The organism is Rhizobium sp. SVR5-2C (genome assembly GCF_056755115.1).
Window position 1 is genome coordinate 12,716 of sequence record NZ_JBNDHT010000062.1, and the last position, 23,417, is coordinate 36,132.

Sequence of the window (23,417 nt, forward strand, 5' to 3'; positions counted from 1 at the left end):
CGCAAACGCCGATGAATCGAACGCACTCCTCTGTGGAAACCGCCCACGGGCATTGCCTTGCCGCTTTTGACCGCTATTGTCCCGCGACTTTCGTGAAATGCAGGGATCCCCCATGGCCGCAGACCTCCGCTTGCTTGCCGCAGTCATCGCCTCCGAAATCAATGCCCGGCCGGATCAGGCCAAGGCCGCGATCGAACTGCTCGATGAGGGCGCGACCGTTCCCTTCATCGCCCGTTACCGCAAGGAAGTGACCGGCGGGCTGGACGATGGACAGCTTCGCACGCTCGCCGAGCGCCTCGTCTATCTCCGCGAGCTGGAAGCCCGCCGCACCGCGATCGTCGATTCGATCACCGGGCAGGACAAGATGACCGACGAACTGATGGGCAAGATTGCGGGCGCCGCCACCAAGGCGGAGCTTGAAGACCTCTATCTGCCCTACAAGCCGAAGCGCCGCACCCGCGCGGAGATCGCCCGTGAGCGTGGCCTCGCTCCGCTTGCCGATGCCATTCTCGCCGACCGCTCCAAGGAACCGGCGGTTCTTGCCGAAGGCTACATCACTGCTGATGTCCCGGATGTAAAGACGGCGCTGGAAGGCGCGCGCGACATCGTCGCCGAGGCCATCGCTGAAAATGCCGATCTGCTCGGCAAGCTCCGTGCCCACATGCGCCAGGCAGCGCTTCTGAAGGCCAAGGTCGTCGATGGCAAGCAGGCGGCGGGGGAGAAATTCTCCGACTATTTCGATCATTCCGAACGCTGGGCGACGGCGCCCGGCCACCGCGCGCTCGCCATGCTGCGCGGCTGGAACGAGGAAGTGCTGACGTTGACGATCGAGGCGGATGCGGAAACCGTTTCGCCGAACAAGCCGGTCGAGCGCATGATCGCGGCGGCCTATGAGATCGGCGCGAGCCGCCCCGGCGATCGCTGGCTGATGGATGTCGCAAGCTGGACCTGGCGCGTGAAGCTCTCAATGTCGCTGTCGCTTGACCTGATGCGCGAGCTTCGCGAACGGGCGGAAGAAGAGGCGATCCACGTCTTCGCCCGCAATCTGAAGGACCTGCTGCTTGCCGCGCCCGCCGGTTCCCGCTCCACGATGGGCCTCGATCCGGGCATCCGCACCGGCGTCAAGGTCGCCGTGGTCGACGGCACCGGCAAGGTAGTCGCCACCTCCACCGTCTATCCCTTCCAGCCGAGGAACGATGTGCGCGGCGGGCAGGTCGAGCTCGCCTCGCTGATCCGCAAGCACAATGTCGAGCTGATCTCGATCGGCAACGGTACCGGCAGCCGTGAGACCGAAAAGCTGGTGGCCGACATGTTGGCCGATCTTCCGGGCACGAAGCCCACCAAGGTCATCGTTTCAGAAGCCGGCGCTTCCGTCTATTCAGCCTCCGCAACCGCTGCGGCCGAGTTCCCGCAGCTCGACGTCTCCCTCCGCGGCGCGGTCTCGATCGCGCGCCGCCTGCAGGATCCGCTCGCCGAACTCGTGAAGATCGAGCCGAAATCGATCGGCGTCGGCCAGTATCAGCACGATGTCGATCAGCAGAAACTGTCTCGCTCGCTCGATGCCGTCGTCGAAGATGCGGTGAATGCCGTCGGTGTCGATCTCAATACGGCCTCGGCGCCGCTTTTGTCCCGTGTCTCAGGTCTTGGGCCGTCGATTGCCGAAGCCATCGTCGTCCATCGCGATCAGAACGGTCCGTTCGAAACCCGCCGCGACCTGTTGAAGGTCGCGCGCCTCGGCAACCGCACCTTCGAGCAGGCGGCAGGCTTCCTGCGCATTCCGGCTGGCAAGGAGCCCCTGGATGCGTCATCGGTGCATCCGGAAGCCTATGGCGTGGCGAAGAAGATCGTCGCCGCCTGCGGCCGCGACCTGCGCTCGCTGATGGGCGACAGCGCCGTTTTGAAGGCGATCGATCCGCGCCAGTTCATCGACGAGAAATTCGGTCTGCCGACGGTCAAGGACATTCTTGCGGAATTGGAAAAGCCCGGCCGCGATCCACGTCCGAGTTTCAAGACGGCGACCTTTGCCGAAGGCGTCCATGAAATCTCCGACCTCAAGCCCGGCATGGTACTGGAAGGCACGGTGACGAACGTCGCGGCCTTCGGGGCCTTCGTCGACATCGGCGTTCATCAGGACGGGCTTGTGCATGTCTCGCAGCTTGCCGATCGCTTCGTCAAAGATCCTCACGAAGTTGTGAAAGCCGGCGATGTCGTCAAAGTCCGCGTCGTCGAGGTCGATGCTAAGCGCAAGCGGATCGGTCTTTCCATGCGCAAGGACGAAGGCTCTTCGGCTCCGGCGCCGCGTGGCGAAACCCGCGGAAATCAGGGCCCCGGATCACGCAATGACCGCCGGCCGGCAGCCCCAAAACAGGAGACGCAAGGCGCGTTTGGAGCGGCTCTCGCGGAGGCCATGAAGCGAAAATAAGGGCTTAGGCGGCAAGATTGCAAAAATATCACAGTTTGGCAGTCTTGTTGCGGCAGTGCCAAATACGGCGCTTGTGTGACCGGAGAGAGGGACTAAATTTAACCCGTACCATCCTGTCACATAATGCGAGGCCCTACCCATGGCGTCGGGATTCCTATCCATTGTCCAAAAGATCATCCGCAAGGGTAATCTGAAACTCACACTCGCCAACGGCGAGACGCACACCGTTGGCGACGGCACTGGCGGTCTAGTCGCGGTGCGCATCGCCGATGACGAGGCGGAGAAGCTTATTCGCCGCGACCCCACCCTCAAGCTCGGCGAAATGTATATGGACGGCCGGTTTATCGTCGAGCAAGGCGATATCTACGACTTCCTGTCCATGGTGAAGCAGAACACCACCAACGAAATCTTCGATATTCCGATGGCGGCACTGCTGATCGGCCGTATCGCCCTGCAGCAGTTGAAGAGCCGGCTGCCCGTCAACCACAACAAGCGCAACGTCGCGCACCATTACGATCTGTCGGAAAAACTGTTCGAACTCTTCCTCGATGAAGACTGGCAGTATTCCTGCGCCTATTTCGATCCGCCGGGCATCAGCCTTGAGGAAGCCCAGGTCGCCAAGAAGCGCCATATCGCCGCCAAGCTGTTGCTCAAGCCCGAGCAGCACATTCTGGAGATCGGCTCCGGCTGGGGTGGCATGGGAATGTATCTGGCGGAATCGACACCAGACGTCGATCTCACCGGCATCACGCTCAGTGAGGAGCAGCTGAAGATCTCGCGCGAGCGGGCCGAAAAGCGCGGTCTTGCCGGCCGCGTCCGCTTCGAGCTGCAGGACTACCGCACGATGAAGGGCAAGAAGTTCGACCGCATCGTTTCGGTCGGAATGTTCGAGCATGTCGGCATCGGCAATTTCGGCAACTTCTTCAAGAAAGTGCATGAGTTTCTTGCAGATGACGGTGTCATGGTGTTGCATTCGATCGCGCGCCCGAAGCCGAGCTTTGCAACGAATGCCTTCATCGAGAAGTATATCTTCCCGCAAGGCTATATCCCGTCGATCGGCGAGACACTGCCTTTCATCGAGAAGGCGGGCCTGCTGGTCCGCGATGTCGAGGTCCTGCCGCTGCACTATGCCTACACGCTCCGTCACTGGCGCGAGCGCTTCGTGGCACGCAAGGCGGAAGCCGTCGCCCTTTATGACGAACGCTTCTTCCGCATGTGGGAGTTCTATCTCGCCGGCTCCGAAATGGGCTTCCGCTGGGACGAGCTCTTCATCATGCAGATCCAGATTTCCAAGAACCAGTATTCGACCCCGGACAACCGCAACTACATTGCCGAGAACGAGGCGAAGCTGAAGCAGTTCGAGGCCACGCGCCCGCCCTTGGAAAAGGTCATCATCTGACATACGGGCGCGGCTTCGGCCGCCCCCCTTCTTTAAGGAAAGTCTTGCAGATGAGCGGTGCATTTCCTGAAATCCATCTTGTCCGCCACGGCGAAACGGAGTGGTCGCTCTCCGGAAAGCATACCGGCAGGAGCGATATTCCGTTGACCCCGAACGGCGAGGCGGCCGCCCGCAAACTCGGCGATCGGCTTAAGGGGCTGACGGCTTCAGCCGTCTGGTCCAGCCCCTCGCAGAGAGCCAAAAACACCTGCACTCTTGCCGGTTTCGGTGCAAATGCGGTTATAACGCCGGATCTCGCCGAATGGGATTATGGTGCCTATGAAGGCGTCACGACGAAGGAAATCCTCGCGACTCGGCCCGGCTGGCAGCTCTTCCGCGACGGATGTCCGGACGGAGAAACATGCGCGGATGTCGGTGCAAGGGCTGATCGTATCGTCAGCGAGCTTCGCAATGCCAACGCAGCCGTGCTGATCTTTTCCAGCTCCCACTTTCTCCGTGTGCTCGCCGCACGTTGGCTCGGGCTGCCGCCGGAAGACGGATCGCGCTTCGTCCTCGATACCGCGAGCGTCAGCGTTCTGGGCTATGAGCACGACCTGACGGAGCCGGTCATTCGGCGGTGGAACCAGCGTTAGCAACGAGGCCGTCGCCGAAGGGTGAGCTTGAACTATTGAATTTAAAAGCTTATTTCGAGTTAGGGCACTCGGATTGGCTTATGCGAACACGTCTCGACGACTTTATCAGCAGAATCTCCGCGCAGAGAGACATACTCGACTCCATCGCGGAAAGGCAGCCGGAACTGCCGGATGGACCAATATTGGAGATCGGTCTCGGCAACGGCCGGACCTATAGTCACTTGCGTGCTCGCTTCCCTGACCTGCGGATCATCGCCTTCGATCACGAAAACGGTGCGCACGGAAGCTGCCGGCCCGACGATGCGGATGTCGTGCTCGGCGATATCCAGGAAACTTGCATGAGTTATAATGGTGCAGCGGCAGCCGTCGCTCATGCTGACATCGGCACCGGCTACCCGGAAAAGGATGCAATCATCCGCCAGTGGTTACCGTCCCGCATCGTCGCTGTCCTGGCGCGTGGCGGCTTTGCGGTCAGCGGCCTGGAGTTGAAGCATCCCGAACTTGAGGAAATTCCGCCGCCTCGGTCTGTCGAGAAGGGCCGCTACTTTCTCTATCGCCGCAGATGAACGCTCGGCGCCGACGGCCCGGCTATTGACCCGCCCGGCGCCTGGTCGCTAGATGGCCGCATGCAACAGATTGGCGGCTTCAACGGGCGCGTCGCCGACGCTCCTTCGGACAATTGGGTTTACCGGATTTTGCCTCCGTGGCTCTGGCCCTATGCGCAGCTTGCGCGCTGGGACAGGCCGATCGGCTGGCAGCTTCTCATGTGGCCCTGTTTCTGGTCGGTCGCACTCGCGGCAAATGCTGCCGCGGCCCAGGGCCTCTTCTCCGGCTCGCAGATGCTGTTTCATCTGTTTCTCTACTTCATAGGTGCCGTCGCCATGCGCGGGGCAGGGTGCGCCTATAACGATCTGGTCGACCATCAGATCGACATGGAAGTTGCGCGCACCCGCTCACGACCCTTGCCGTCGGGGCGTGTCACGCGAACCCAGGCGAAGATCTTCATCGTGCTTCAAGCGTTCGTGGGCCTGCTGGTGCTGTTGCAGTTCAATTGGTTCGCGGTTGCTCTCGGCATACTTTCGCTCGCCATCGTCGCGCTCTATCCCTTTGCCAAGCGCTTCACCGATTGGCCGCAGTTCTTCCTTGGTCTTGCCTTTTCCTGGGGCGCGCTGATGGGTTGGGCCGGCATATTCGGCAGCCTGTCCTTTGCCGCGATCGGGCTTTATCTCGCTTCGATCGTCTGGACGATCGGTTATGACACGATCTATGCGCATCAGGACAAGGAAGACGACGAGTTGATCGGCGTGCGTTCGACTGCACGGCTTTTCGGAGAAAAGACCAAGCAGTGGCTTGTCGGTCTATATGGACTGACGCTCGTGCTGGCTTTTTGCGCTTTCGCGCTTGCGGGCGTCGGCTTGTTTGCCTATCTCGGCTTGCTCATTGCCGCCGCCATGTTTGCCTGGCAGATCGTGACGATCAACATCGACGACGCCGACCAGTGCCTTGCCCTGTTCAAGTCCAACACACGCGTCGGCCTCATCATCTTCGCCGGCCTCGTTCTTTCGCTTCTCTTCGTTCTGCCCTGACACGGAAACGAAAATGCCCGGCACAATGGCCGGGCATCATTGGTTTGAAATGGCGCCGCCTAGTTGCGGGCGATAATTTCCTTGCCTTCGATCTTCATCGTCACGCCGAGCTTGCCGGTCGTGCGACGCACGAGAAAGCGCGGACGGCGATTGGCGAAATAGGAGTGCCGGCGGCGCGGCCTCATGCGGCTGGTGCGCAGATCTCCGAGATGATCCTCGAGCGGCCGTGCAATGCCGTCGGCCTCGACCATCAGCATCGGAATGCGGAATGCCTCCGACCAGCTCCGCCAGTCGGCAGCGATATCGCAAAGATCGTGTGCGACCAGCAGCGGAATGCAGAGATCCGGATCTTCATGGTGTAGTTCCAGCGTTACGGTCACTTCGCCGCCGCCATGGTCGATCGCCCGGGCTGCCACGCCTTTGAAGGCCCGTTTCGGCAGGGCAACGGAAAGCGGAAGGCCGCTCGATGGAAGAATTTTGCGAAGAATGGCGCCACGTTCGTCGATCGTTATGCTGACGTCACCGGCGGAGTCGTGAACGGCGTAGCTGACCTGTTGAGGAAAGCGGGACGGATCGAGACGCAGTGTCGTTGCAGCCCAAGCGGGCTTCATAACGGTGTTTTTCATGTTTGTTTCTACCCTTGTCTTACCTGAGAGCCGGTTCCCGGTCTTCTCCTTGGGGCTTTTTCGCCCTCTATGCCTCGACAATACGGATGCCCTCTTCCGGACCACTTAAAATTCGCGGTTAAGAAAACTTTGCCGTCCCGGATGGTTATCAAAAACCAATGTGGCAGGGTTTCCGGACAGTGAACGAGCGACCGCCGGAAGCTGCGTCAAAGCGGGACGGCGGGAAGTAAGCCTCGGGTAAGCTTTGGATGCGACAATAACGTATTGAGTATTCTCTATTCCTTTGAGCCTTTGCCGGAAGAGGCGTGATTTATGATCTCGACTTATCTGAGTTACACGATCCTCACCAAGAATATGCCGTCGACCCTGGATAGGGTCGCCAAGCAGCCTTCCACCCAGCGCGAAATCGACTACTACAACGCCAATATCGGCAACGTGAAAACCGTTGACGATTTCATGAACGATTATCGCCTCTACAGCTATGCGACCAAGGCTTACGGCCTCGCGGATATGGCATACGGCAAAGGCTTCCTGAAGCAGGTGCTCGAAAGCGATCTCAGCGATCCGAACAGCTTCGCAAACCGGCTTTCCGACCCGCGCTACAAGGAATTCGCCGCCGCGTTCAATTTCGGTGCGCAGCCTGAGGTTGCTCAGGCTCAGGCGCAGGAGGACGAGACCCTCGGTCTGTACACTCAGTCCTATGCCGACGAGGAAACGTCCGCCAGGACCGAGAGCACCTATTACAGCGCCGCAGTCGACAAGGTGAAGAACGCCTCGGATCTCGTCAACAATGACCGCCTCCGCGATTACATGCTGCAGGCCTATGACATCGATCCGACCTACGTATCCAAGACTTTCCTGAAGTCAGTCCTGACCAGCGACGTCAACGATCCCAAAAGCTTCGTGAACACCAGCGCCAACGACAAGTACAAGGCGCTCGCGGCGCAATTCAGTTTCAATGCCGACGGCACGCTCAAGAATGCCACAGCACAGACCACAGCTCAGAAGAACGCGGTCATCGAACAATACAACGTGACGGTTCCTTCCTTCACCACGTTTACGGCGGCGGCGTACAACAAGACCCATTACGAAGCAACGATCGGCACGGTCACCTCTGTCAAGCAGCTGGTCAGCGACCCGCGTATGGTCGATTATATCAAGGCGGCCTTCAGTATGTGGGATCCGCCGAATCTTTCAGGCGCCACGGTACAGGCGATCATCACGAGCGATCCCAGCGATCCGACCAGCTTTGCGAACGTGTTTGGCTACGGCGGCGTTCCGAAGATGTTCAATTTCGACGCTAACGGCAACGTGCCAGCGGGCGAGCAGGCACAGACCGCCGATCAGCTAAAGAAGACGTCAGAAAATTACAGCAAGAACTATGGCGAACTGCAAAAGCTGACGGTCGACGGCGGTAGCGCGAACTTCAAGACGAGGATGGCCTCGGTCAAGGATATCGATGACTTCTTCCTGAGCAACAAGGACGACGACGACGGCGGCATCAACGACAATGATCCGGAGCTTTATCAGATTGTGCTGCGCGCCTACGGCCTCAGTGAGGACGAAGTTACCAAATCGCAGCTGAAGAAGATTCTCGAAAGCGATCCTTATGATCCGAAGAGCTACGTCAATTCGTTGAAGGACGATCGCCTCGTCAAACTCGCCAAGGCCCTGAACTTCGATAGCAAGGGTGACGTCTCGACGCCGCTTCAGGCCCTGTCGCAAACCCAGATCAACAATTTCGGACTGGCCTACAACACCCAGAAGACGATGCTCCTGAGCGGCGCAGAGCAGCAGGCAGCCGTGAAGGCGTCGAAGGAGGACATCGCCTATTTCGAGGATAACATCGGCAAGGTGAAGTCGGTGTCGGACCTGCTCGCCGACAAAAAGCTCGTCTCTTTCATACTGACGGCGAAGGGGCTGGACCCGAAGCAGGTGACCACAGATACGCTGAAGAAGGCCTTCGCAGCCGATCCGGATGATCCGAAGAGCATGCTGAACGATCCGACCGACAAAAACAGCGCCAAGCTGAGGGAGCTTGTCACCTCCTTCAATTTCGACAGCAAAGGCAATCTCACGCGTTCGACGACGGGGACGGCACAGAATAGCGGCGCACTGCGCAAGACAAATGAGCTCTATCTGGACCAGACATTGGAAGAGCAGCAGGGCGATACGAACCAGGGTGTCCGCCTGGCGCTCTATGCCCAGCGCAAGGCACCAGACATCACCTCGATTTACGATATCATGGGCGATCAGGCCATGTTCCAGGTGGTCACGACGGCCTTCAATCTTCCGTCGGCGTTCCAAAGCATGGATGTCGACCAGCAGGCCAAGGCGCTGCAAAAATACGTCACTCTCAGTGATCTGCAGGATCCCGACAAGGTCGATAAGCTCGTCAAGCGCTTCGCCGTCATGTACGACCTGAAGAACAACACCCAGTCGTCGCCCGCACTGACGATCCTGACCAGCCGCTGAACCAAATCGAAGTAGGGCTTCTCCGTCCGCGGGACCCCGCGGGCTTTAGACAGCGATCACTTTCCCCGGATTCATGATGTTCGCCGGATCGAAGGCGCGCTTGATGCGTTGCATCAGGTCGATTTCGATGGCGGGCCGGATGGCGGCAAGCTCGTCGCGCTTCAGCTGGCCGATGCCATGCTCCGCCGAGATCGAGCCGCCATGTGCCAGCACGAGCCCATGGACGATCTCGTTCATTTCATGCCAGCGAGCGATGAAGGCATCTTTGTCGGCGCCGACGGGCTGGGAAATGTTGTAGTGGATATTGCCGTCGCCCATGTGGCCGAACGCGCAGATGCGAGCCCCGGGGATCGCGGCAAGCACGGCCTCACCCGCCTCCTGCATGAAATGCGGGATCTTCGAGACCGGCACGGAGACATCGTGCTTGATCGAGCCGCCTTCCGGTTTCTGGGCTTCCGACATGCTCTCGCGCATATGCCAAAGCGCCTTCTGTTGCGCAACCGAAGAGGCGATCGCCGCATCCTGCACCAGTCCCGCCTCGAAACCCTGTTCCAGAAGCGCATTCATCATCCGCTCGGCGGTCTCAGCCGAATCCGAGGTCGAAATGTCGATCAGGACATACCAGGGATGCGGTGCTTCCAACGGATCGCGCGCGCCTTCGATATGCTTGGCGGTGATCTCCACACCGAACCGCGGCATCAGTTCGAAGCCGGTGAGCGAGGTGCCGCAGAGGCTGCTTGCAAGGTTGAAGAAAGCGAGCGCATCTTCCACAGAGTTGAGCCCCGCGAAGGCGACCTGACGGCCAAGCGGCTGCGGGAAAATCTTTAGGACGGCGCCGGTGATGATCCCGAGCGTGCCCTCTGCGCCGATGAAGAGGTCGCGAAGATCGTAGCCCGTATTGTCCTTCTTCAGACGGCGCAGGCCGTTCCAGATTTCGCCCGTCGGCAGCACGACTTCGAGGCCGAGGCAGAGCTGGCGCATGTTGCCATAGGCGAGCACCGCCGTGCCGCCGGCATTTGTCGAGAGGTTGCCACCGATGCGGCAGGAGCCTTCCGAACCGAGCGACAGCGGGAAGAGCCTGCCATGCGCCTCGGCCGCCTTCTGGACTTCGGCAAGAATGGCGCCCCCATCGGCCACCAGCACGTTTGCCACCGGGTCGACGTCGCGGATCCTGTTCATGCGTTCGAGCGAGATGATGATATCCGACTTGCCCTCGCGCGGCGTCTGACCGCCGACGAGGCCGGTATTGCCGGTTTGCGGAACGACCGCCGCGCCGGTTTCCGTCGCAAGCTTCAGGATCGCCGAAACCTCCTCGACGTTGGCCGGCTTCAGCAGAAGGGGCGAGGAGCCATGATAGAGCCCGCGGTTCTCGATCAGGTGCGGCGCAAGCTCGGACTGGCTGCGCACCGCGTACTTGTCGCCGACAATGGCAGCGAAGCGGTCGAGAAGTTCAGGGGAAATGCTGGCGCTCATCGGGCTTATTCCTTCCTTGTCATTCGCGTGGCGCGGCGGCGCGCCTCAAACGGTCGTTGATTGCCTCGCCAAGGCCCTCGTCCGGTATCGGCGCAAAGGCGATCGTGGCCGCGCCGCTCGCATCGGCCTTCTTCATGTAGTCGAAAAGATTGGCGGCGGCTTCGGCCAGATTGCCGCCGGGGCTGAGATTGAGCACGGTGACGGCACCGCCTGCGCCCTCGATATCGGCCGGCCCGAAGGCAATGAGAGCCTCGTCCTGCTTCACGGACCGGGCCTCGAGGCGGACATTCGCACCGGGCGCATAATGGGACGCAAGCATGCCCGGGGCTTCGATTGCCGCCGCCGCCTTCTTCGATCGCCGCAGCCGCCTGCCGGCGACGCGCTCGATCTCCGAGGCAGGCAGGCCGCCGGGCCGCAGCAGTCTCAGTTCGTCGCCGTCGACCTTGACGATGGTGGATTCCACCCCGACGGCACTCGCGCCCGCATCGAGGATCAGCTCAATCTTGTTGCCCAGATCGGCGTCGACATGTGCTGCGCTGGTGGCACTGATCCGGCCTGACGTGTTGGCGCTCGGCGCGGCAAGAGGCTTGCCGAAGAGGCCGATCAACTCGCTCGCGAACCCCTTCGGCACCCGGATGCCGATCGTGTCGAGGCCGGCGGTTGCCAGTGCATGGATCGAGCTTTCCGCCTTCAAGGGCAGGACGAGCGTCAGTGGCCCCGGCCAGAACGCTTCAGCCAGCGCGCGCGAGACCGGGTCGAACTCCGCATATTTCTCCGCCATCGCCAGGTTGCTCATATGGCAGATCAGCGGATTGAAGCGCGGCCGGCCCTTGGTCTCATAGATCCGGGTTATCGCTGTCGCGTTGGTCGCGTCGGCAGCAAGGCCATAGACGGTCTCGGTCGGAATGGCGACCGGATGGCCCTCCGAAAGCACGGCCGACGCCGCCTCAAGCGCCTCTTGCCTGTGTTTTGCGATGTCGATTATCCGTGCCATGTGCCGCCCGTTGCTCCAGGCAGTCCCATAGGCCTTTGAAAGCTCCCGATCAATATCAGAGCTGGCGGATGATTTCGCGGAGCTGTTCGTTGCGTGCGCCAAGGAGAAGCACGTTCTTGATCGCCACCTGCGGATCGTCGGTCTTGAAGAGCAGGCCGTTGCCGCGAACGGAGCGGTCGACCGTCATCTTCTCCGGCGTATGCTCGCCCGGCTTGATGGCGACGGCAAAATACATACGCCCGGAACTGATATCGATGTGGTGGAAGAAATTGTCGTTGTCGCCGATATCCGCATTGAAATTGGCGATATAGAAGGCCCAGCTGACCTCTTTGTAGCGTGCGAATTTCGTCCGGGCAGCAGTCACGTGGCAATAGCCGAGATGCGGACTGTCCGAAAGCGTCCGGTGGAACACCATCTTCGGAAACTGAATCGACTCGTGGAAGCCGTTGATCTGCTGATATGCCTTGAGGCCCGCCGCCTGCAGTTTCCGGCCGGTCGTTTCTTCCACTTCCTCATGCGTGAGGTATCGGCGTTCTGGGGCAAGGCGGTACGGCCGTGCGCGGGTGATCTTGCCGGTGCGGAGAAATTCGGAATATGGCGCCACAGGCTTTGAGCCCTGCGGGTGTTGTGCCTCTGTGGCTTCAAAATAGCGCAGTTTCGCCATGGCTCGCATTCCATACCGTGTCCCAGGATGGAGCATAGGAGCTTATGCTTAAGAGCGTCTTAAAGTCTTCGCGCACACGCTGAAGCAGGTTTCCACGGAAAGCGCAGATGCGACAATGTGCCCTTCCATCCATCGGCGAAATTTGAACTTTTTGGATGTCGCATTTGAAGCAGCTGTGGCTAAAGATCGCGAAGGCTGTGCTACTTTGTTCCCTGTCGTCATTTTCGAAGCCGATGTCGCATTACAACCAAGCCTCGGTCATGGCCGGTGATTAAATGATGGGGAGTAATTCTCCCGGCAGCCTAGGGCACGAGGACAAGCAGATGGATATTCGCAGCAACGTTTTGCGGCAGCTCAAGAACCGGCGGGAAGGCTTCAGCCTCGAACAGCCGTTCTATATCGACGAAGACTATTTCAAGCTCGATATGGAAATGATCTACTATCGCGACTGGCTGTTCATGGGCCATGATTGCGAACTGCCGAAGCCAGGCGCCTATTTCACGGTTCAGATCGGCCAATATCCGGTCGTCATCGTCCGCGGCCGCGACAACGTCATCCGCGCCTTCCATAATAGCTGCCGTCACCGCGGCTCGCGCGTCTGCACCAAGGAGCACGGTTCGTCCGTTCGTCTGGTCTGTCCCTATCACCAGTGGGCTTACGATCTCGACGGCAAGCTGGCTTTTGCCCGCCACATGGGCGACGATTTCGACAAGAGCGGCTACGGCCTGAAGCCCATTCATTGCGAGAGCTTTGCGGGTTACATCTTCATCTGCCTGGCCGAAAACGCTCCGGACTTCCAGCCGGTTCGCGACATGGTCGCGCCTTATATGCTGCCGCACCGCCTGAGCGAGGGTAAGATCGCCTTCCAGAGCACCATCATCGAGAAGGGCAACTGGAAACTCGTCTGGGAAAACAACCGCGAGTGCTATCACTGCGCCGCAAACCATCCGGAACTCTGCCGCACCTATCCGGAAGCGCCGAGCGTCACCGGCACGGACGGCGGCGCCGACGATCCGGAAATCGCCGGGCACTGGGCGCGTTGCGAGGCGGCGGGCCTTCCGAGCAAGTTCCAGATTTCGCCGGACGGTCAGTTCCGCGCCGCCCGCATGCCGCTGATCGAGGATGCCGAAAGCTACACGATGTCCGGCAGGCCCGCAGTCAAGCGTCCGCTGTCGGACGATATGAAGATCGATCGCATCGGCACCATGCTGCTCTTCCACTATCCGACGACATGGAACCACCTGCTCGGCGATCACGCGATCTCTTTCCGCGTCCTGCCGCTCAGCGCCAACGAGACGGCCGTCACCACGAAGTGGATCGTGCATAAGGATGCTGTGGAAGGCGTGGACTACAACCTCGAGGAACTGACGCATGTCTGGACCGAGACCAACGACCAGGACCGCCGCATCGTCGAGGAAAATGCCTTCGGCATTCGCTCGCCAGCCTATGAACCGGGCCCTTATTCGATGCTCCATGAGGGTGGCGTCATGCAGTTCCTCGAATGGTATGCAAACTTCATGGTAAACCGGCTTCAGGGCGATCAGGCAAAGCTTTCCGTCGTCGCCTGATCTTCTGCGCTTCGCGGCACGACCGATTTCGCTCGGGCCGCGGCAGCCGGGCGGCCGTTCCCTTGGGCATTCACGATTGATTGACTCCGGCGCCGCAAAAAGGTCCGGTGGATGCGCGCATGATTGTTGCATGCGGTATAGTTGCACGTAAAAAGTGTATAAAAATGAACCGGTTAATCCCCGGTTCATTTGCGCTTTCGTAAGATCCAACCCGATGCCGAACGATGTGCGTTGGAAACATACCGCCACGTCCTGACCCCTAGGTTCGCTGTGTAACGGAGAATGCAATGAATAGTCTCAGTAAAAAGCTTGCGACTGCCGTCCTTTCAGCCGCTGTTGTCCTGACCAGCTTCGTGCCGTCCCAAGCAATCCAGATGCCGACCTCGCCGCAGATGGAAAAATCTTCGGAGGTGCAGAACGTTCAGTACCGCCGCTATTACCGTCCGGGATATCGTCACGATTACCGTCCGGGCTGGTACGGTGGCTATCGCGGCTATCCCTCTTATCGCCGCGGCTATCGTCACTACAATGGCTACTGGTATCCGCTGGCTGCCTTCGGCGCAGGCGCGATTATCGGCGGCGCCATCGCTTCACAGCCGCGCTACGTCGCTCCACCCCCGCCGCCGGCCTATGGTGGCAGCAGCGCCCACGTCGCCTGGTGCGCGAACCGCTACCGGTCGTACCGGGCCTACGACAACACGTTCCAGCCCTACAACGGCCCGCGCCAGCAGTGCTATTCGCCCTACTAAGGCTTTCCACAGCTTGAAAAGCTCTATAGCCCGGCAGCAATGCCGGGCTTTTTCGTTCAGAGAATATTGACGCGCTTCAGCAGCCACCAGGCAAGCAACACCGAAGCGACGATCAGCGCCATTGCGTATTCGGTGCCGCCGGACCCCTGAGTGAAGGGCAGATTGGCGGTGTTCATGCCGAAAAAGCCGGTCACCAGCGTCGGCGGCAGCAGGAAGGCGGTCATCAGCGACAGGATGTAAAGGTGCCGGTTGGTCTCGGAGGATTGCTTCGAGTCGATTTCCTCGTGCAATAGACGGGCACGTTCCTGCAGCGCAAAGATATCGTGGTCGACTGCTTCGAGCCGGCTCGTCAGCCGGCTGGCAATATCCTCGAAGCCGAAGGGCATCTCGTCCTCGTCGGAAGCCGATGCACGCCGCATGAGGGAGAGGACGTTTCGAAGGTGCCGGTGGAGGCGGACGATCGTGCGGCGTGCTGGCGCCAGCCGCCGACGCTCATCGCGCGAAACATTGTCGTAAACGAAATCCTCGATGAGGTTCAGCTCTTCGGTAAGTTCCATCACCACCGAGATCAGCGTGCGCTGGAACTCGATCACCAGCAGCTCGAAGAGATCGACCGGTCGGGAGAACTTCGCGGGATTCTTCTCGATCATCGCGCGTGCCCGCTCGACGCTGCGCAGCGGCTGCAGCCGGGTGGTGATGATGAAGCGATCGGAGATCGCGAAATGTAGCCAGCCGAGATCGCTGGTGTCCTGGTCGAATTCGCGCTGGCAGTCGACCAGGGTACCGTAGAGCATCTGTTCGTCGACGGTAATCGCAGCATGCGTGTCCCGCGTGGTCAGCGCGGCCTTGGCGTCCTCGGATAGGCCGTCCAGGCTATCGAGCAGGGCAGGGACGCGCGCATCTGCGAGATTGAGGTGCAGCCAGTAAAAACCCTCGCCGGATGCCAACTCTGCCGGAAAGGCACTATTCTGAAGGCGAACCGCTTTGCCGCTTCCTGCCGGAAAACTGTAGGCCCAGACAAGGCCAGGTATATTGGCAGGCAAGGTATCCATCAGCCGCGATCCTTTCGATGCGATCAGTCCCTAGAGATTCTTCATGACCGTTGTTTGTACAAGTGTGAAGGCCTGTGGGGCCCAAGATATCATCAATTCGAAAAGGAATTCGAAATTGACGTTTACGTAAAAATAAATTAGCTCTTCCAGCGGAGGCCCGGGGCTGCGGTTCCGTTCGAGATGCGAGGAGATGATATGTACAAGGCGCCCGTCGAGGACATCGCGTTCACCCTGAAACATGTCGCGGGACTGAGCGAGGCGATCGAAAAAGGCCTCCTTGGCGAACTCGGCGAGGACCTCGTCGATGCAATCCTCAGCGAAGCCGGCCGTTTTGCGACGGAAGAGGTTGCTCCACTGGCCGAGATCGGCGACCGGCAGGGCGCTCGCCTCGTCGATAGTGAAGTGAAGATACCCGACGGCTGGGCGAAGCTCTACCGGGATTGGATCGCGGGCGGCTGGAACGGCCTTTCGGCTCCTGAGGAATATGGCGGCCAGGGCCTGCCCCACATGTTGAACGTTGCGGCTCTCGAAATGTGGAATTCCGGCGCGACCGCCTTTGCGCTCTGCCCGACGCTGACCATGGGCGCGGTCGAGGCGCTGAGCGCCCACGGCAGCCCGGAGCTTCGGCAGAAATACCTGCCAAAGCTGATTTCCGGCGAATGGACGGGCACGATGAACCTCACCGAGCCGCAGGCGGGTTCGGACGTCGGCGCACTGAAGAGCCGTGCCGAGCGGAGAGACGACGGTACTTATCGCCTGTTCGGCCAGAAGATATTCATTACCTGGGGCGAACACGACGCGACGGATAATATCATCCATCTCGTGCTCGTTCGCCTGCCGGATGCTCCGGCCGGCTCCCGCGGCATTTCGCTGTTCCTCGTGCCGAAATTCCTTGTCAACGACGATGGCTCGCTTGGAGCCCGGAACGACGTTTTCTGCCATTCGCTGGAACACAAGATGGGCATCCACGGTTCGCCCACCTGCACGATGATCTATGGCGACGGCAGGTTCGGCGGCGAGAAGGGCGCGATCGGCTGGCTTGTGGGCGAGGAGAACAAGGGCCTCAACTGCATGTTCACGATGATGAACAATGCGCGCCTCACGGTCGGCATGCAGGGGGTGGCGATCGCCGAAGCCGCGACGCAGAAGGCGATCGCCTATGCAAGCGAGCGCACGCAGGGCAGGGCGCCCGGCTGGACCGGCAGCGGCATGAGCCCGATCATCGAACATCCGGACGTCGCCCGCATGCTTCTGACGATGAAGGCGCTGACGCAAGGGTCCCGTGCCATCTCCTATGCCTGCGCCCATGCGATCGACATGTCGCACCGCTCGGTTTCGGATAAGCAGCACTGGCAGGAGCGCGCCGCGCTGCTGACACCAATCGCCAAATCCTTCTCGACCGACGCTGGCGTCGACGTCGCCTCGCTCGGCGTCCAGGTCCATGGGGGCATGGGTTACATCGAGGAGACGGGCGCTGCCCGCTTCCTGCGCGATGCCCGGATCGCACCGATCTACGAGGGCACGAACGGCATCCAGGCGATCGACCTCGTCACCCGCAAGCTGCCGCTTTCGAACGGCACCCACGTGGCGGGCTTCATCGCCGAACTTCGCGAGATCGCCGATCAGGTGCGCAGTTCCAATCTCGATGGCTTCGGCGAAACGGCCGCACGGCTTGACGCGGCGATTGCCGATCTGGAGCAGGCAACCCTCTGGCTTTTGAAGGCGCAGGCCGACGGCAAGCTGACTGATGCCCTTTCGGGCGCCACACCCTATCAGCGCCTCTTCGGTCTGGTGCTGACCGGCTGCTATCTGGCGAAGGGCGGGCTTGCCAGCGTTTCGGACGGTGCGAACCAAAGCCGCATTGCGCTCTGCCGCTTTGCCGCCGAAAATCTCTTGTCGGAAACCGCAGCATTGAAGGATCGCGTCGTCAACGGCGCCGAAAGCCTCGCTGCCGCCCGCATCGCTCTTTCGTGAGGATCATCCCATGTCCGATCACATCATCGTCGAACAATCCGCAGCCCATCCCGGCATCCAGATCATTCGCTTCAACCGCCCGGAAAAGAAGAACGCGATCACCCGCGCCATGTATGTGCGGATGACGGAGGCGCTGAGGGCGGCAAACGAGGATAGTGCCATCCGGGCGACCGCTTTCCTCGGCACGGAAGGCGCCTTTTCTGCAGGCAACGATATCGGTGATTTCCTTGCCGCTGCGATGGGCGGCAGCCTGGGCAATGAACTCCTCGATTTCCTCTATGCGTTGGTCAATGCCGAAAAACCGCTGGTTTCCGGTGTCGATGGCCTGGCGATCGGCATCGGCACGACGATGCATATGCATTGCGACCTGACCATCGCATCCGATCGCAGCCAGTTCCGCACGCCCTTCGTCGATCTGGCGCTGGTGCCAGAGGCTGCCTCCAGCCTGATCGCACCGCGCATCATGGGGCATCAGCGGGCCTTCGCGATGCTGGCAGCCGGTGAAGCCTTCTCAGCCGATGAGGCGAAGGATGCCGGGCTTGTCTGGAAGGTCTGCCCCGCGCCAGACGTTGAATTGCTGACGCTTGCGACGGCATCCAAACTCGCCGCCAAGCCACCGGAAGCATTAAAGATCGCCCGTGATCTCATTCGTGGCGACCGTGCCGAGATCATCAAGCGCATTGATGAGGAAGCCCGGCACTTCGCCGAGCGCCTGAAAAGTGCGGAAGCCCGCGCCGCCTTTGAGGCTTTCATGCGCCGCTGAGCGGCTTGCAAAAATCCGGATTCACGTGTCGGATTCCGAACCATCGGTCCGTCCTTGTTGCAGGAACAACGGGAGATCTGAAAATGAGAAAAGTCGTTGCAGCAGCATTCGTCAGCCTGGATGGCGTCATGCAGGCGCCCGGCGGGCCGCAGGAGGATACGACGGGCGGTTTCAAATATGGCGGCTGGCTCGTCCCCTACTCGGACGTGCGCATACGGGAATTCATAGATGGGATGTTCTCGACCCCCTTCGACCTTCTGCTCGGACACACGACCTACGAAATTTTCGCCGCGTACTGGCCCTTCATCGGTGACGAGAACCCCATCGCGGCGCGCTTCAACAGGGTGACGAAATACGTCGCCACCTCCTCGCCGGAGCCGCTGACCTGGGCGAAATCCATTGCCCTCAACGGGGACGTTGCCGCGGAGGTCGCCCGGCTGAAGCAGGGGGCTGGTCCTAGGTTGCTGACCCAGGGAAGCGGCCGCCTTCTACAGACCTTGATGGCACATGATCTGATCGACGAGTTCCGGATATTGACCTTTCCGCTCATGCTTGGTCGCGGCAAGCGTCTCTTCCGCGATGGCATACAACCGGGCGCACTGAGGCTCACCGAGACGGCCGTTTCTACGACCGGTGTCGTCATGAGCGTCTACGAGCGCGCCGGCGAGATCCGCACCGGATCGTTCGGGCTCGATAGTCCGTCCGAGGCCGAGATTGCCCGCCGCGAGCGGATGAAACGCCAAGGCTGAGATGGGTTGCCGGCCGTAGTTCCGGATTATTTCTCCAGCGTCGCCACCACCTCGACATGCGAGGTCCAGAGGAACTGGTCGATCGGCGTGACGCTGGTGACGCGGTAGCCACCCTCGACGAGGATCGCCAGATCGCGCGCCAGCGTCACGGGATTGCAGCTGACAGCGGCGATCTTCTTCACCGCCGAGCGCGCCAGTTCCTTGCACTGAAACTCCGCTCCGGCGCGCGGGGGATCGAAGACCACCGCATCGTAGACCTTCAGCTCGGATGTCATCAGCGGACGGCGGAAGAGGTCACGCTTTTCGACGCTAACCTGCTTCAGCCCCTGCGCCTTGCGGGCGCCGAGGTCCAGCACCGCAAGCGCTTTCTCATCTCCTTCGACGGCATGCACCCGGCCGATCCGCGCAAGCCGAAGCGAGAATGTGCCCGCGCCGGCAAAGAGATCGGCGATGCGCTTTGCCTTGCCAACATGAGCAAGCACCAGCTCGGCCATCGCATCTTCGGCGGGCTTCGTCGCCTGCGTGAACCCGCCGGCGGGCGGCGAGACCTGCACGCCACCGAAGTCGACGATCGGCTTCTGCGGCTCGACGAGGATTTCGCCGTTCAGCGAAACGCGGGCGATGCCGCGTATGCCGAGAACGGTCTCGATCGCCTTGCGGCGCTGCTGATCGGACAGTTTCTTGATTCCATCGACAGCCAGATCGAGGCCGGACAGCGTTTCGATGACCGAGATGCGGAAGGGTTCGGCGCTTGTCGCAAGTGCTGCGCCGATCGCCTTGATCGCCGGTAGCCGCGCCACGATGCCCGCCGACGAGATGGGACATTCCTCTATTGCCACGATGTGATGGCTTTCGGCCTGGTTGAAGCCGATCAGCATGTCCTTCTCGGTCTTGCGCGCCGCAAAGACGACGCGGCGGCGCTCGCCGGGATGCGCCGGGACGATTTCGCCGACCTCGGCCGTAATTCCATGCGATTTCAGCGCGTCGATCATCAGCTGCCGCTTGAACGCGCGGTACGGTGCATCGGCCATGTGTTGCAGCGTGCAGCCGCCGCAGGTGCCGTTGACGCCATCCGGACCGAAGTGGCGGCAGGGTGGTTCCTGCCGGTCGGGAGAAGGCTGAGCGATCGACATGATCGTGCCGTGGTGCTTGACGCGCGCGATCGCCACGCTTTCGCCGGGAAGCGAGAAGGGCACATAGATCGGGCCGTCCGGCCCGACGGCAATGCCGTCGCCCTGGCCGCCGAGTTTCTGGATGGTGACTGTTTCGGTGCTCACGGCTTCGTTCCTGCCAGTAGAAATTCCTGATTGCCGTCGCCGCCTGCGATCGGCGAGGCGATGAGCCCGAGGCTCCTCCAGCCCATGTCGTCGACGAGCCAGCGCTCCAGTTCGGCGGCCACCGCGGGCGCGGAGGAGGGGTCCCTCAACAGCCCGCCCTTGCCGATCGCTTCGCGCCCGGCCTCGAATTGCGGCTTGACTAACAGTGCCGCAATTGCGCGCGGCTCGGCAATCCGCAAGGCTGGCGCCAGCGCCAGTTTCAGCGAAATGAACGACACGTCCGAGACGACGAAGGTCACCGGCCGGCCGATATCCTCTGCCGTCAGATTGCGGGCGTTCAGCCCTTCGATATTGGTGACTCGCGGATCGGCCGAGATGCGCGGATGCATCTGCCCGTGACCGACATCGATGGCGGTCACATGCCCTGCACCGCGCTCCAGCAGCACTTCCGTGAAGCCGCCCGTCGAAGCGCCGATGTCGAGACAGTGGTAGCCGGCCGGATCGAGACGGAAATGATCGAGCGCCGCAATGAGCTTCAGCGCCGCGCGGGACACATAATCCTGCGCAGGATCGTCGATCTCGATTGCAACATCCCCGGCAAAGAGCGCGCCCGGCTTGGAGATGACGTTACCGGCGACCTTCACGGTGCCGCGGGCGACGGCATCGCGCGCTCGCGAGCGGCTGGCAAAAAGGCCGAGGCTCACGAGAAGCTGGTCGAGGCGTTGGGTGTTCTGATCGGACATCGGCTGTCCATGACCGGCAAGGCCTCCGCTTGCAAGCTTTTTGTTTGCGGCGGCGATCAGCAATCCCAGAACCGCAGCAGGCTTTGTCGCGCTATCGGGAACCTGCGCAGATCCAGGCTCCGGCTATCCTTAGCCGGCAACGCCGACGGCCGCACCACCGCCCAGCGCCTTGAACACCGTAGAAACGATCCCCGCGCGGTCGAGACCGGCATGGGCGTTCATCATCTCGGGCTTCGCCTGCTCCACCCAGATATCCGGCATGACAAGCGAACGGATCTTCAGCCCGTTGTCCAGCAGCCCTTCCATTGCGAGGTACTGCATGACATGGCTGCCGAAGCCGCCGACGGCGCCTTCTTCGACGGTGATCAGCACTTCGTGATGGCGGGCAAGCTGACGGATCAGTTCATGGTCCAGGGGCTTGGCAAAGCGAGCGTCGGCAACCGTCGTCGAGAGGCCCGAAGCGTCGAGGTCTTCTGCCGCCAGCAAGCAGTCCGCAAGCCGCGTGCCGAAGGAGAGCAGTGCTACTTTCGTGCCTTCCTTGACGATGCGGCCCTTGCCGATCTGCAGGATCTCCCCGCGCGCCGGCATATCGATGCCGACGCCTTCGCCACGCGGATAGCGGAAGGAGATCGGACCGGCATCATAGGCTGCGGCTGTGCGCACCATATGCTTCAGTTCGGCCTCGTCGGCAGCCGCCATCACCACGAAACCGGGCAGGGTGGCAAGGAATGTCGTATCGAACGAACCTGCATGCGTCGGGCCGTCGGCGCCAACAAAACCGGCCCGGTCGATCGGGAAGCGGACCGGCAGGCCCTGGATCGCGACATCGTGGACAACCTGGTCATAGGCTCGCTGCAGGAAGGTGGAATAGAGCGCGGCGAAGGGCTTGTAGCCTTCGGCGGCAAGGCCGGCGGCGAAGGTGACCGCATGCTGTTCGGCGATCCCCACATCGAAACAGCGGGCAGGGAAGATCTCGGCAAGCTTGTCGAGGCCCGTGCCGTTCGGCATTGCTGCCGTGATCCCGATGATCTTGTCGTCGAGTTTCGCTTCCTGCACCAGCGCTTCGGCGAACACGCTCGTATAGCTCGGCGCATTCGGCTTGACCTTGGCCTGCGCCCCGGTGATGACGTCGAACTTGTTGACGCCATGGTACTTGTCGGCGGCGGCTTCCGCCGGTGGGTAGCCCTTGCCTTTCTGCGTCACGACATGGATCAGCACCGGTCCCTGCGCATTGTCGCGCACGTTGCGCAGCACCGGGAGCAGATGCTCGAAGGAATGGCCGTCGATCGGACCGATATGGTAGAACCCCATTTCCTCGAACATGGTCCCGCCGGTCACATAGCCACGCGCATGTTCGACGGCGCGGGTGATCGCACTATCGACCTTCTTGCCGAGATAGCCGGTCAGCTTCTTTCCGAGATCGCGGAAGCCCATATAGGTGCGACCCGAGGCAAGGCGCGCGAGATAAGCACTCATCGCCCCTGTCGGCGGGGCGATCGACATGTCGTTGTCGTTGAGGATGACGATGAGCCGCGCATCCAGCGCCCCGGCATTGTTCAGCGCCTCGTAGGCCATCCCGGCAGACATCGCGCCGTCGCCGATGACGGCAATCACGCGCCGGTCGGTCTTGTCGAGTTCGGCGGCAACCGCCATGCCGAGACCGGCAGAAATCGAGGTGGAGGAATGCGCCGCCCCGAAGGGATCGTATTCGCTCTCGGCGCGGCGCGTGAAGCCGGAAAGGCCACCTTGCTGGCGCAACGTGCGGATGCGGTCCCGGCGGCCGGTAAGAATCTTGTGCGGATAACACTGGTGGCCGACGTCGAAGATCAGTCGGTCGTTAGGCGTATTGAACACGCTGTGAATGGCAACAGTCAGCTCGACGACCCCAAGGCCTGCCCCAAGATGACCCCCGGTGCGCGATACCGCGTCGATCATCTCGTCACGGACCTCGCGCGCAAGCTGCGGCAGGTCACGATCCTCGAGCTTGCGCAGGTCTGTCGGATATTTGACCTGATCGAGCAACGGGGTTTTCGGAGGATTTGTCACGGGCGGGCGCTCTTTGTTATCGTTCTTGGGTTTTGTTTATTCGATTAGATTGCGGCAAAACAAATGCATTTCAAGAACCGCAAGCATTTAATTCTAAAGGAATTCAGCCCTCAGGCAAAGGCACGAATTCCTCTTCGTCCCCCGGCACGATATCGAAGCGGCCGGTGCGCCATTCCTCCTTCGCCTTCTCGATACGCTCCTTGGAAGACGAGACGAAGTTCCACC

The 23,417-nt window shown here is 61.0% G+C and carries 20 protein-coding genes; 11 read left to right on the forward strand and 9 right to left on the reverse strand.

Annotated features, from left to right (window positions below):
- Positions 1-112: 112 nt before the first annotated feature.
- From ACPYOI_RS18440 to ubiA, 5 genes are all read left to right on the forward strand, one after another.
- Positions 113-2,422: a Tex family protein gene (locus ACPYOI_RS18440; RefSeq protein WP_481415757.1), complete on the forward strand. Its 2,310-nt coding sequence runs from the start codon at positions 113-115 to the stop codon at positions 2,420-2,422.
- Positions 2,423-2,561: 139 nt separating this feature from the next.
- Positions 2,562-3,821: an SAM-dependent methyltransferase gene (locus tag ACPYOI_RS18445; protein WP_168828589.1), complete on the forward strand. Its 1,260-nt coding sequence runs from the start codon at positions 2,562-2,564 to the stop codon at positions 3,819-3,821.
- Between the two features lie 50 nt (positions 3,822-3,871).
- Positions 3,872-4,453, forward strand: coding sequence for a histidine phosphatase family protein (locus tag ACPYOI_RS18450; protein ID WP_481415758.1), 582 nt, complete (start codon positions 3,872-3,874; stop codon positions 4,451-4,453).
- 80 nt (positions 4,454-4,533) lie between these two features.
- Positions 4,534-5,019 carry a class I SAM-dependent methyltransferase gene (locus ACPYOI_RS18455; RefSeq protein ID WP_481415759.1) on the forward strand — a complete coding sequence of 162 codons (486 nt, stop codon included), beginning with the start codon at positions 4,534-4,536 and terminating at the stop codon, positions 5,017-5,019.
- 60 nt (positions 5,020-5,079) lie between these two features.
- A complete protein-coding gene (ubiA, locus tag ACPYOI_RS18460) occupies positions 5,080-6,039 on the forward strand; it encodes a 4-hydroxybenzoate octaprenyltransferase (RefSeq protein WP_481423152.1) in 960 nt (319 codons plus the stop codon).
- Between the two features lie 59 nt (positions 6,040-6,098).
- On the opposite strand, the gene ACPYOI_RS18465 is transcribed toward ubiA, so the two are convergent.
- Complete coding sequence (locus tag ACPYOI_RS18465; RefSeq protein ID WP_168828593.1) at positions 6,099-6,665, reverse strand: DUF6101 family protein; 567 nt, start codon at positions 6,663-6,665, stop codon at positions 6,099-6,101.
- A 312-nt stretch (positions 6,666-6,977) separates the two neighbouring features.
- On the opposite strand from ACPYOI_RS18465, the gene ACPYOI_RS18470 reads away from it, so the two are divergent.
- Positions 6,978-9,140: a DUF1217 domain-containing protein gene (locus ACPYOI_RS18470; protein WP_481423153.1), complete on the forward strand. Its 2,163-nt coding sequence runs from the start codon at positions 6,978-6,980 to the stop codon at positions 9,138-9,140.
- A gap of 45 nt (positions 9,141-9,185) precedes the next feature.
- Here ACPYOI_RS18470 and ACPYOI_RS18475 read toward each other — a convergent pair whose 3' ends face one another.
- The 3 genes from ACPYOI_RS18475 to ACPYOI_RS18485 are packed head-to-tail and all read right to left on the reverse strand — an operon-like array spanning position 9,186 to position 12,271.
- A complete protein-coding gene (locus ACPYOI_RS18475; RefSeq protein WP_481415762.1) occupies positions 9,186-10,613 on the reverse strand; it encodes an FAD-binding oxidoreductase in 1,428 nt (475 codons plus the stop codon).
- A gap of 19 nt (positions 10,614-10,632) precedes the next feature.
- The gene (locus ACPYOI_RS18480; RefSeq protein WP_481415763.1) at positions 10,633-11,607 is read right to left on the reverse strand and encodes an L-threonylcarbamoyladenylate synthase; all 975 of its coding nucleotides are present in this window, start codon (positions 11,605-11,607) and stop codon (positions 10,633-10,635) included.
- 55 nt (positions 11,608-11,662) lie between these two features.
- Positions 11,663-12,271: a DUF6656 family protein gene (locus ACPYOI_RS18485; RefSeq protein ID WP_481415764.1), complete on the reverse strand. Its 609-nt coding sequence runs from the start codon at positions 12,269-12,271 to the stop codon at positions 11,663-11,665.
- Between the two features lie 323 nt (positions 12,272-12,594).
- Between ACPYOI_RS18485 and ACPYOI_RS18490 the strand changes: the two genes are divergently transcribed.
- Together ACPYOI_RS18490 and ACPYOI_RS18495 are read left to right on the forward strand one after the other, a co-directional pair.
- Positions 12,595-13,839 carry an aromatic ring-hydroxylating oxygenase subunit alpha gene (locus tag ACPYOI_RS18490; RefSeq protein ID WP_481415765.1) on the forward strand — a complete coding sequence of 415 codons (1,245 nt, stop codon included), beginning with the start codon at positions 12,595-12,597 and terminating at the stop codon, positions 13,837-13,839.
- 287 nt (positions 13,840-14,126) lie between these two features.
- Positions 14,127-14,588, forward strand: coding sequence for a BA14K family protein (locus tag ACPYOI_RS18495; RefSeq protein WP_481415766.1), 462 nt, complete (start codon positions 14,127-14,129; stop codon positions 14,586-14,588).
- A 56-nt stretch (positions 14,589-14,644) separates the two neighbouring features.
- Here the strand turns inward: ACPYOI_RS18495 and ACPYOI_RS18500 are convergent, their stop codons facing one another.
- A complete protein-coding gene (locus tag ACPYOI_RS18500; protein WP_481415767.1) occupies positions 14,645-15,640 on the reverse strand; it encodes a transporter in 996 nt (331 codons plus the stop codon).
- Positions 15,641-15,835: 195 nt separating this feature from the next.
- On the opposite strand from ACPYOI_RS18500, the gene ACPYOI_RS18505 reads away from it, so the two are divergent.
- From ACPYOI_RS18505 to ACPYOI_RS18515, 3 genes are all read left to right on the forward strand, one after another.
- A complete protein-coding gene (locus ACPYOI_RS18505) occupies positions 15,836-17,614 on the forward strand; it encodes an acyl-CoA dehydrogenase family protein (protein ID WP_481415768.1) in 1,779 nt (592 codons plus the stop codon).
- Positions 17,615-17,624: 10 nt separating this feature from the next.
- A complete protein-coding gene (locus tag ACPYOI_RS18510; protein ID WP_481419781.1) occupies positions 17,625-18,377 on the forward strand; it encodes a crotonase/enoyl-CoA hydratase family protein in 753 nt (250 codons plus the stop codon).
- An 83-nt stretch (positions 18,378-18,460) separates the two neighbouring features.
- On the forward strand, positions 18,461-19,126 hold the full coding sequence (locus ACPYOI_RS18515; protein ID WP_481423154.1) for a dihydrofolate reductase family protein: 666 nt from the start codon (positions 18,461-18,463) through the stop codon (positions 19,124-19,126).
- Between the two features lie 26 nt (positions 19,127-19,152).
- On the opposite strand, the gene ACPYOI_RS18520 is transcribed toward ACPYOI_RS18515, so the two are convergent.
- The 4 genes from ACPYOI_RS18520 to ACPYOI_RS18535 all read right to left on the reverse strand — a co-directional run.
- Positions 19,153-20,403 (reverse strand): class I SAM-dependent RNA methyltransferase, encoded by a 1,251-nt coding sequence (locus ACPYOI_RS18520; RefSeq protein WP_481423155.1) that lies wholly within the window; start codon positions 20,401-20,403, stop codon positions 19,153-19,155.
- Positions 20,400-21,146 (reverse strand): TlyA family RNA methyltransferase, encoded by a 747-nt coding sequence (locus tag ACPYOI_RS18525; protein ID WP_481419770.1) that lies wholly within the window; start codon positions 21,144-21,146, stop codon positions 20,400-20,402. The genes ACPYOI_RS18520 and ACPYOI_RS18525 overlap by 4 nt, the downstream gene beginning before the upstream one ends.
- A 129-nt stretch (positions 21,147-21,275) precedes the next feature.
- The gene (gene dxs / locus ACPYOI_RS18530; protein ID WP_481423156.1) at positions 21,276-23,192 is read right to left on the reverse strand and encodes a 1-deoxy-D-xylulose-5-phosphate synthase; all 1,917 of its coding nucleotides are present in this window, start codon (positions 23,190-23,192) and stop codon (positions 21,276-21,278) included.
- 103 nt (positions 23,193-23,295) lie between these two features.
- Positions 23,296-23,417, reverse strand: a 122-nt coding sequence (locus ACPYOI_RS18535) for a pirin-like C-terminal cupin domain-containing protein (RefSeq protein WP_481423157.1), incomplete at its 5' end; no start/stop codon positions are given.

Coding starts and splice junctions, on each gene's coding strand:
- ubiA (WP_481423152.1), top strand. CDS start 5,080: ATGCAACAGATTGGCGGCTTCAACGGGCGCGTCGCCGACGCTCCTTCG.
- ACPYOI_RS18440 (WP_481415757.1), top strand. CDS start 113: ATGGCCGCAGACCTCCGCTTGCTTGCCGCAGTCATCGCCTCCGAAATC.
- ACPYOI_RS18485 (WP_481415764.1), bottom strand. CDS start 12,271: ATGGCGAAACTGCGCTATTTTGAAGCCACAGAGGCACAACACCCGCAG.
- ACPYOI_RS18525 (WP_481419770.1), bottom strand. CDS start 21,146: ATGTCCGATCAGAACACCCAACGCCTCGACCAGCTTCTCGTGAGCCTC.
- ACPYOI_RS18500 (WP_481415767.1), bottom strand. CDS start 15,640: ATGGATACCTTGCCTGCCAATATACCTGGCCTTGTCTGGGCCTACAGT.
- ACPYOI_RS18480 (WP_481415763.1), bottom strand. CDS start 11,607: ATGGCACGGATAATCGACATCGCAAAACACAGGCAAGAGGCGCTTGAG.
- ACPYOI_RS18450 (WP_481415758.1), top strand. CDS start 3,872: ATGAGCGGTGCATTTCCTGAAATCCATCTTGTCCGCCACGGCGAAACG.
- ACPYOI_RS18490 (WP_481415765.1), top strand. CDS start 12,595: ATGGATATTCGCAGCAACGTTTTGCGGCAGCTCAAGAACCGGCGGGAA.
- ACPYOI_RS18465 (WP_168828593.1), bottom strand. CDS start 6,665: ATGAAAAACACCGTTATGAAGCCCGCTTGGGCTGCAACGACACTGCGT.
- ACPYOI_RS18475 (WP_481415762.1), bottom strand. CDS start 10,613: ATGAGCGCCAGCATTTCCCCTGAACTTCTCGACCGCTTCGCTGCCATT.
- ACPYOI_RS18455 (WP_481415759.1), top strand. CDS start 4,534: ATGCGAACACGTCTCGACGACTTTATCAGCAGAATCTCCGCGCAGAGA.
- ACPYOI_RS18495 (WP_481415766.1), top strand. CDS start 14,127: ATGAATAGTCTCAGTAAAAAGCTTGCGACTGCCGTCCTTTCAGCCGCT.
- ACPYOI_RS18505 (WP_481415768.1), top strand. CDS start 15,836: ATGTACAAGGCGCCCGTCGAGGACATCGCGTTCACCCTGAAACATGTC.
- ACPYOI_RS18515 (WP_481423154.1), top strand. CDS start 18,461: ATGAGAAAAGTCGTTGCAGCAGCATTCGTCAGCCTGGATGGCGTCATG.
- ACPYOI_RS18470 (WP_481423153.1), top strand. CDS start 6,978: ATGATCTCGACTTATCTGAGTTACACGATCCTCACCAAGAATATGCCG.
- ACPYOI_RS18445 (WP_168828589.1), top strand. CDS start 2,562: ATGGCGTCGGGATTCCTATCCATTGTCCAAAAGATCATCCGCAAGGGT.
- ACPYOI_RS18510 (WP_481419781.1), top strand. CDS start 17,625: ATGTCCGATCACATCATCGTCGAACAATCCGCAGCCCATCCCGGCATC.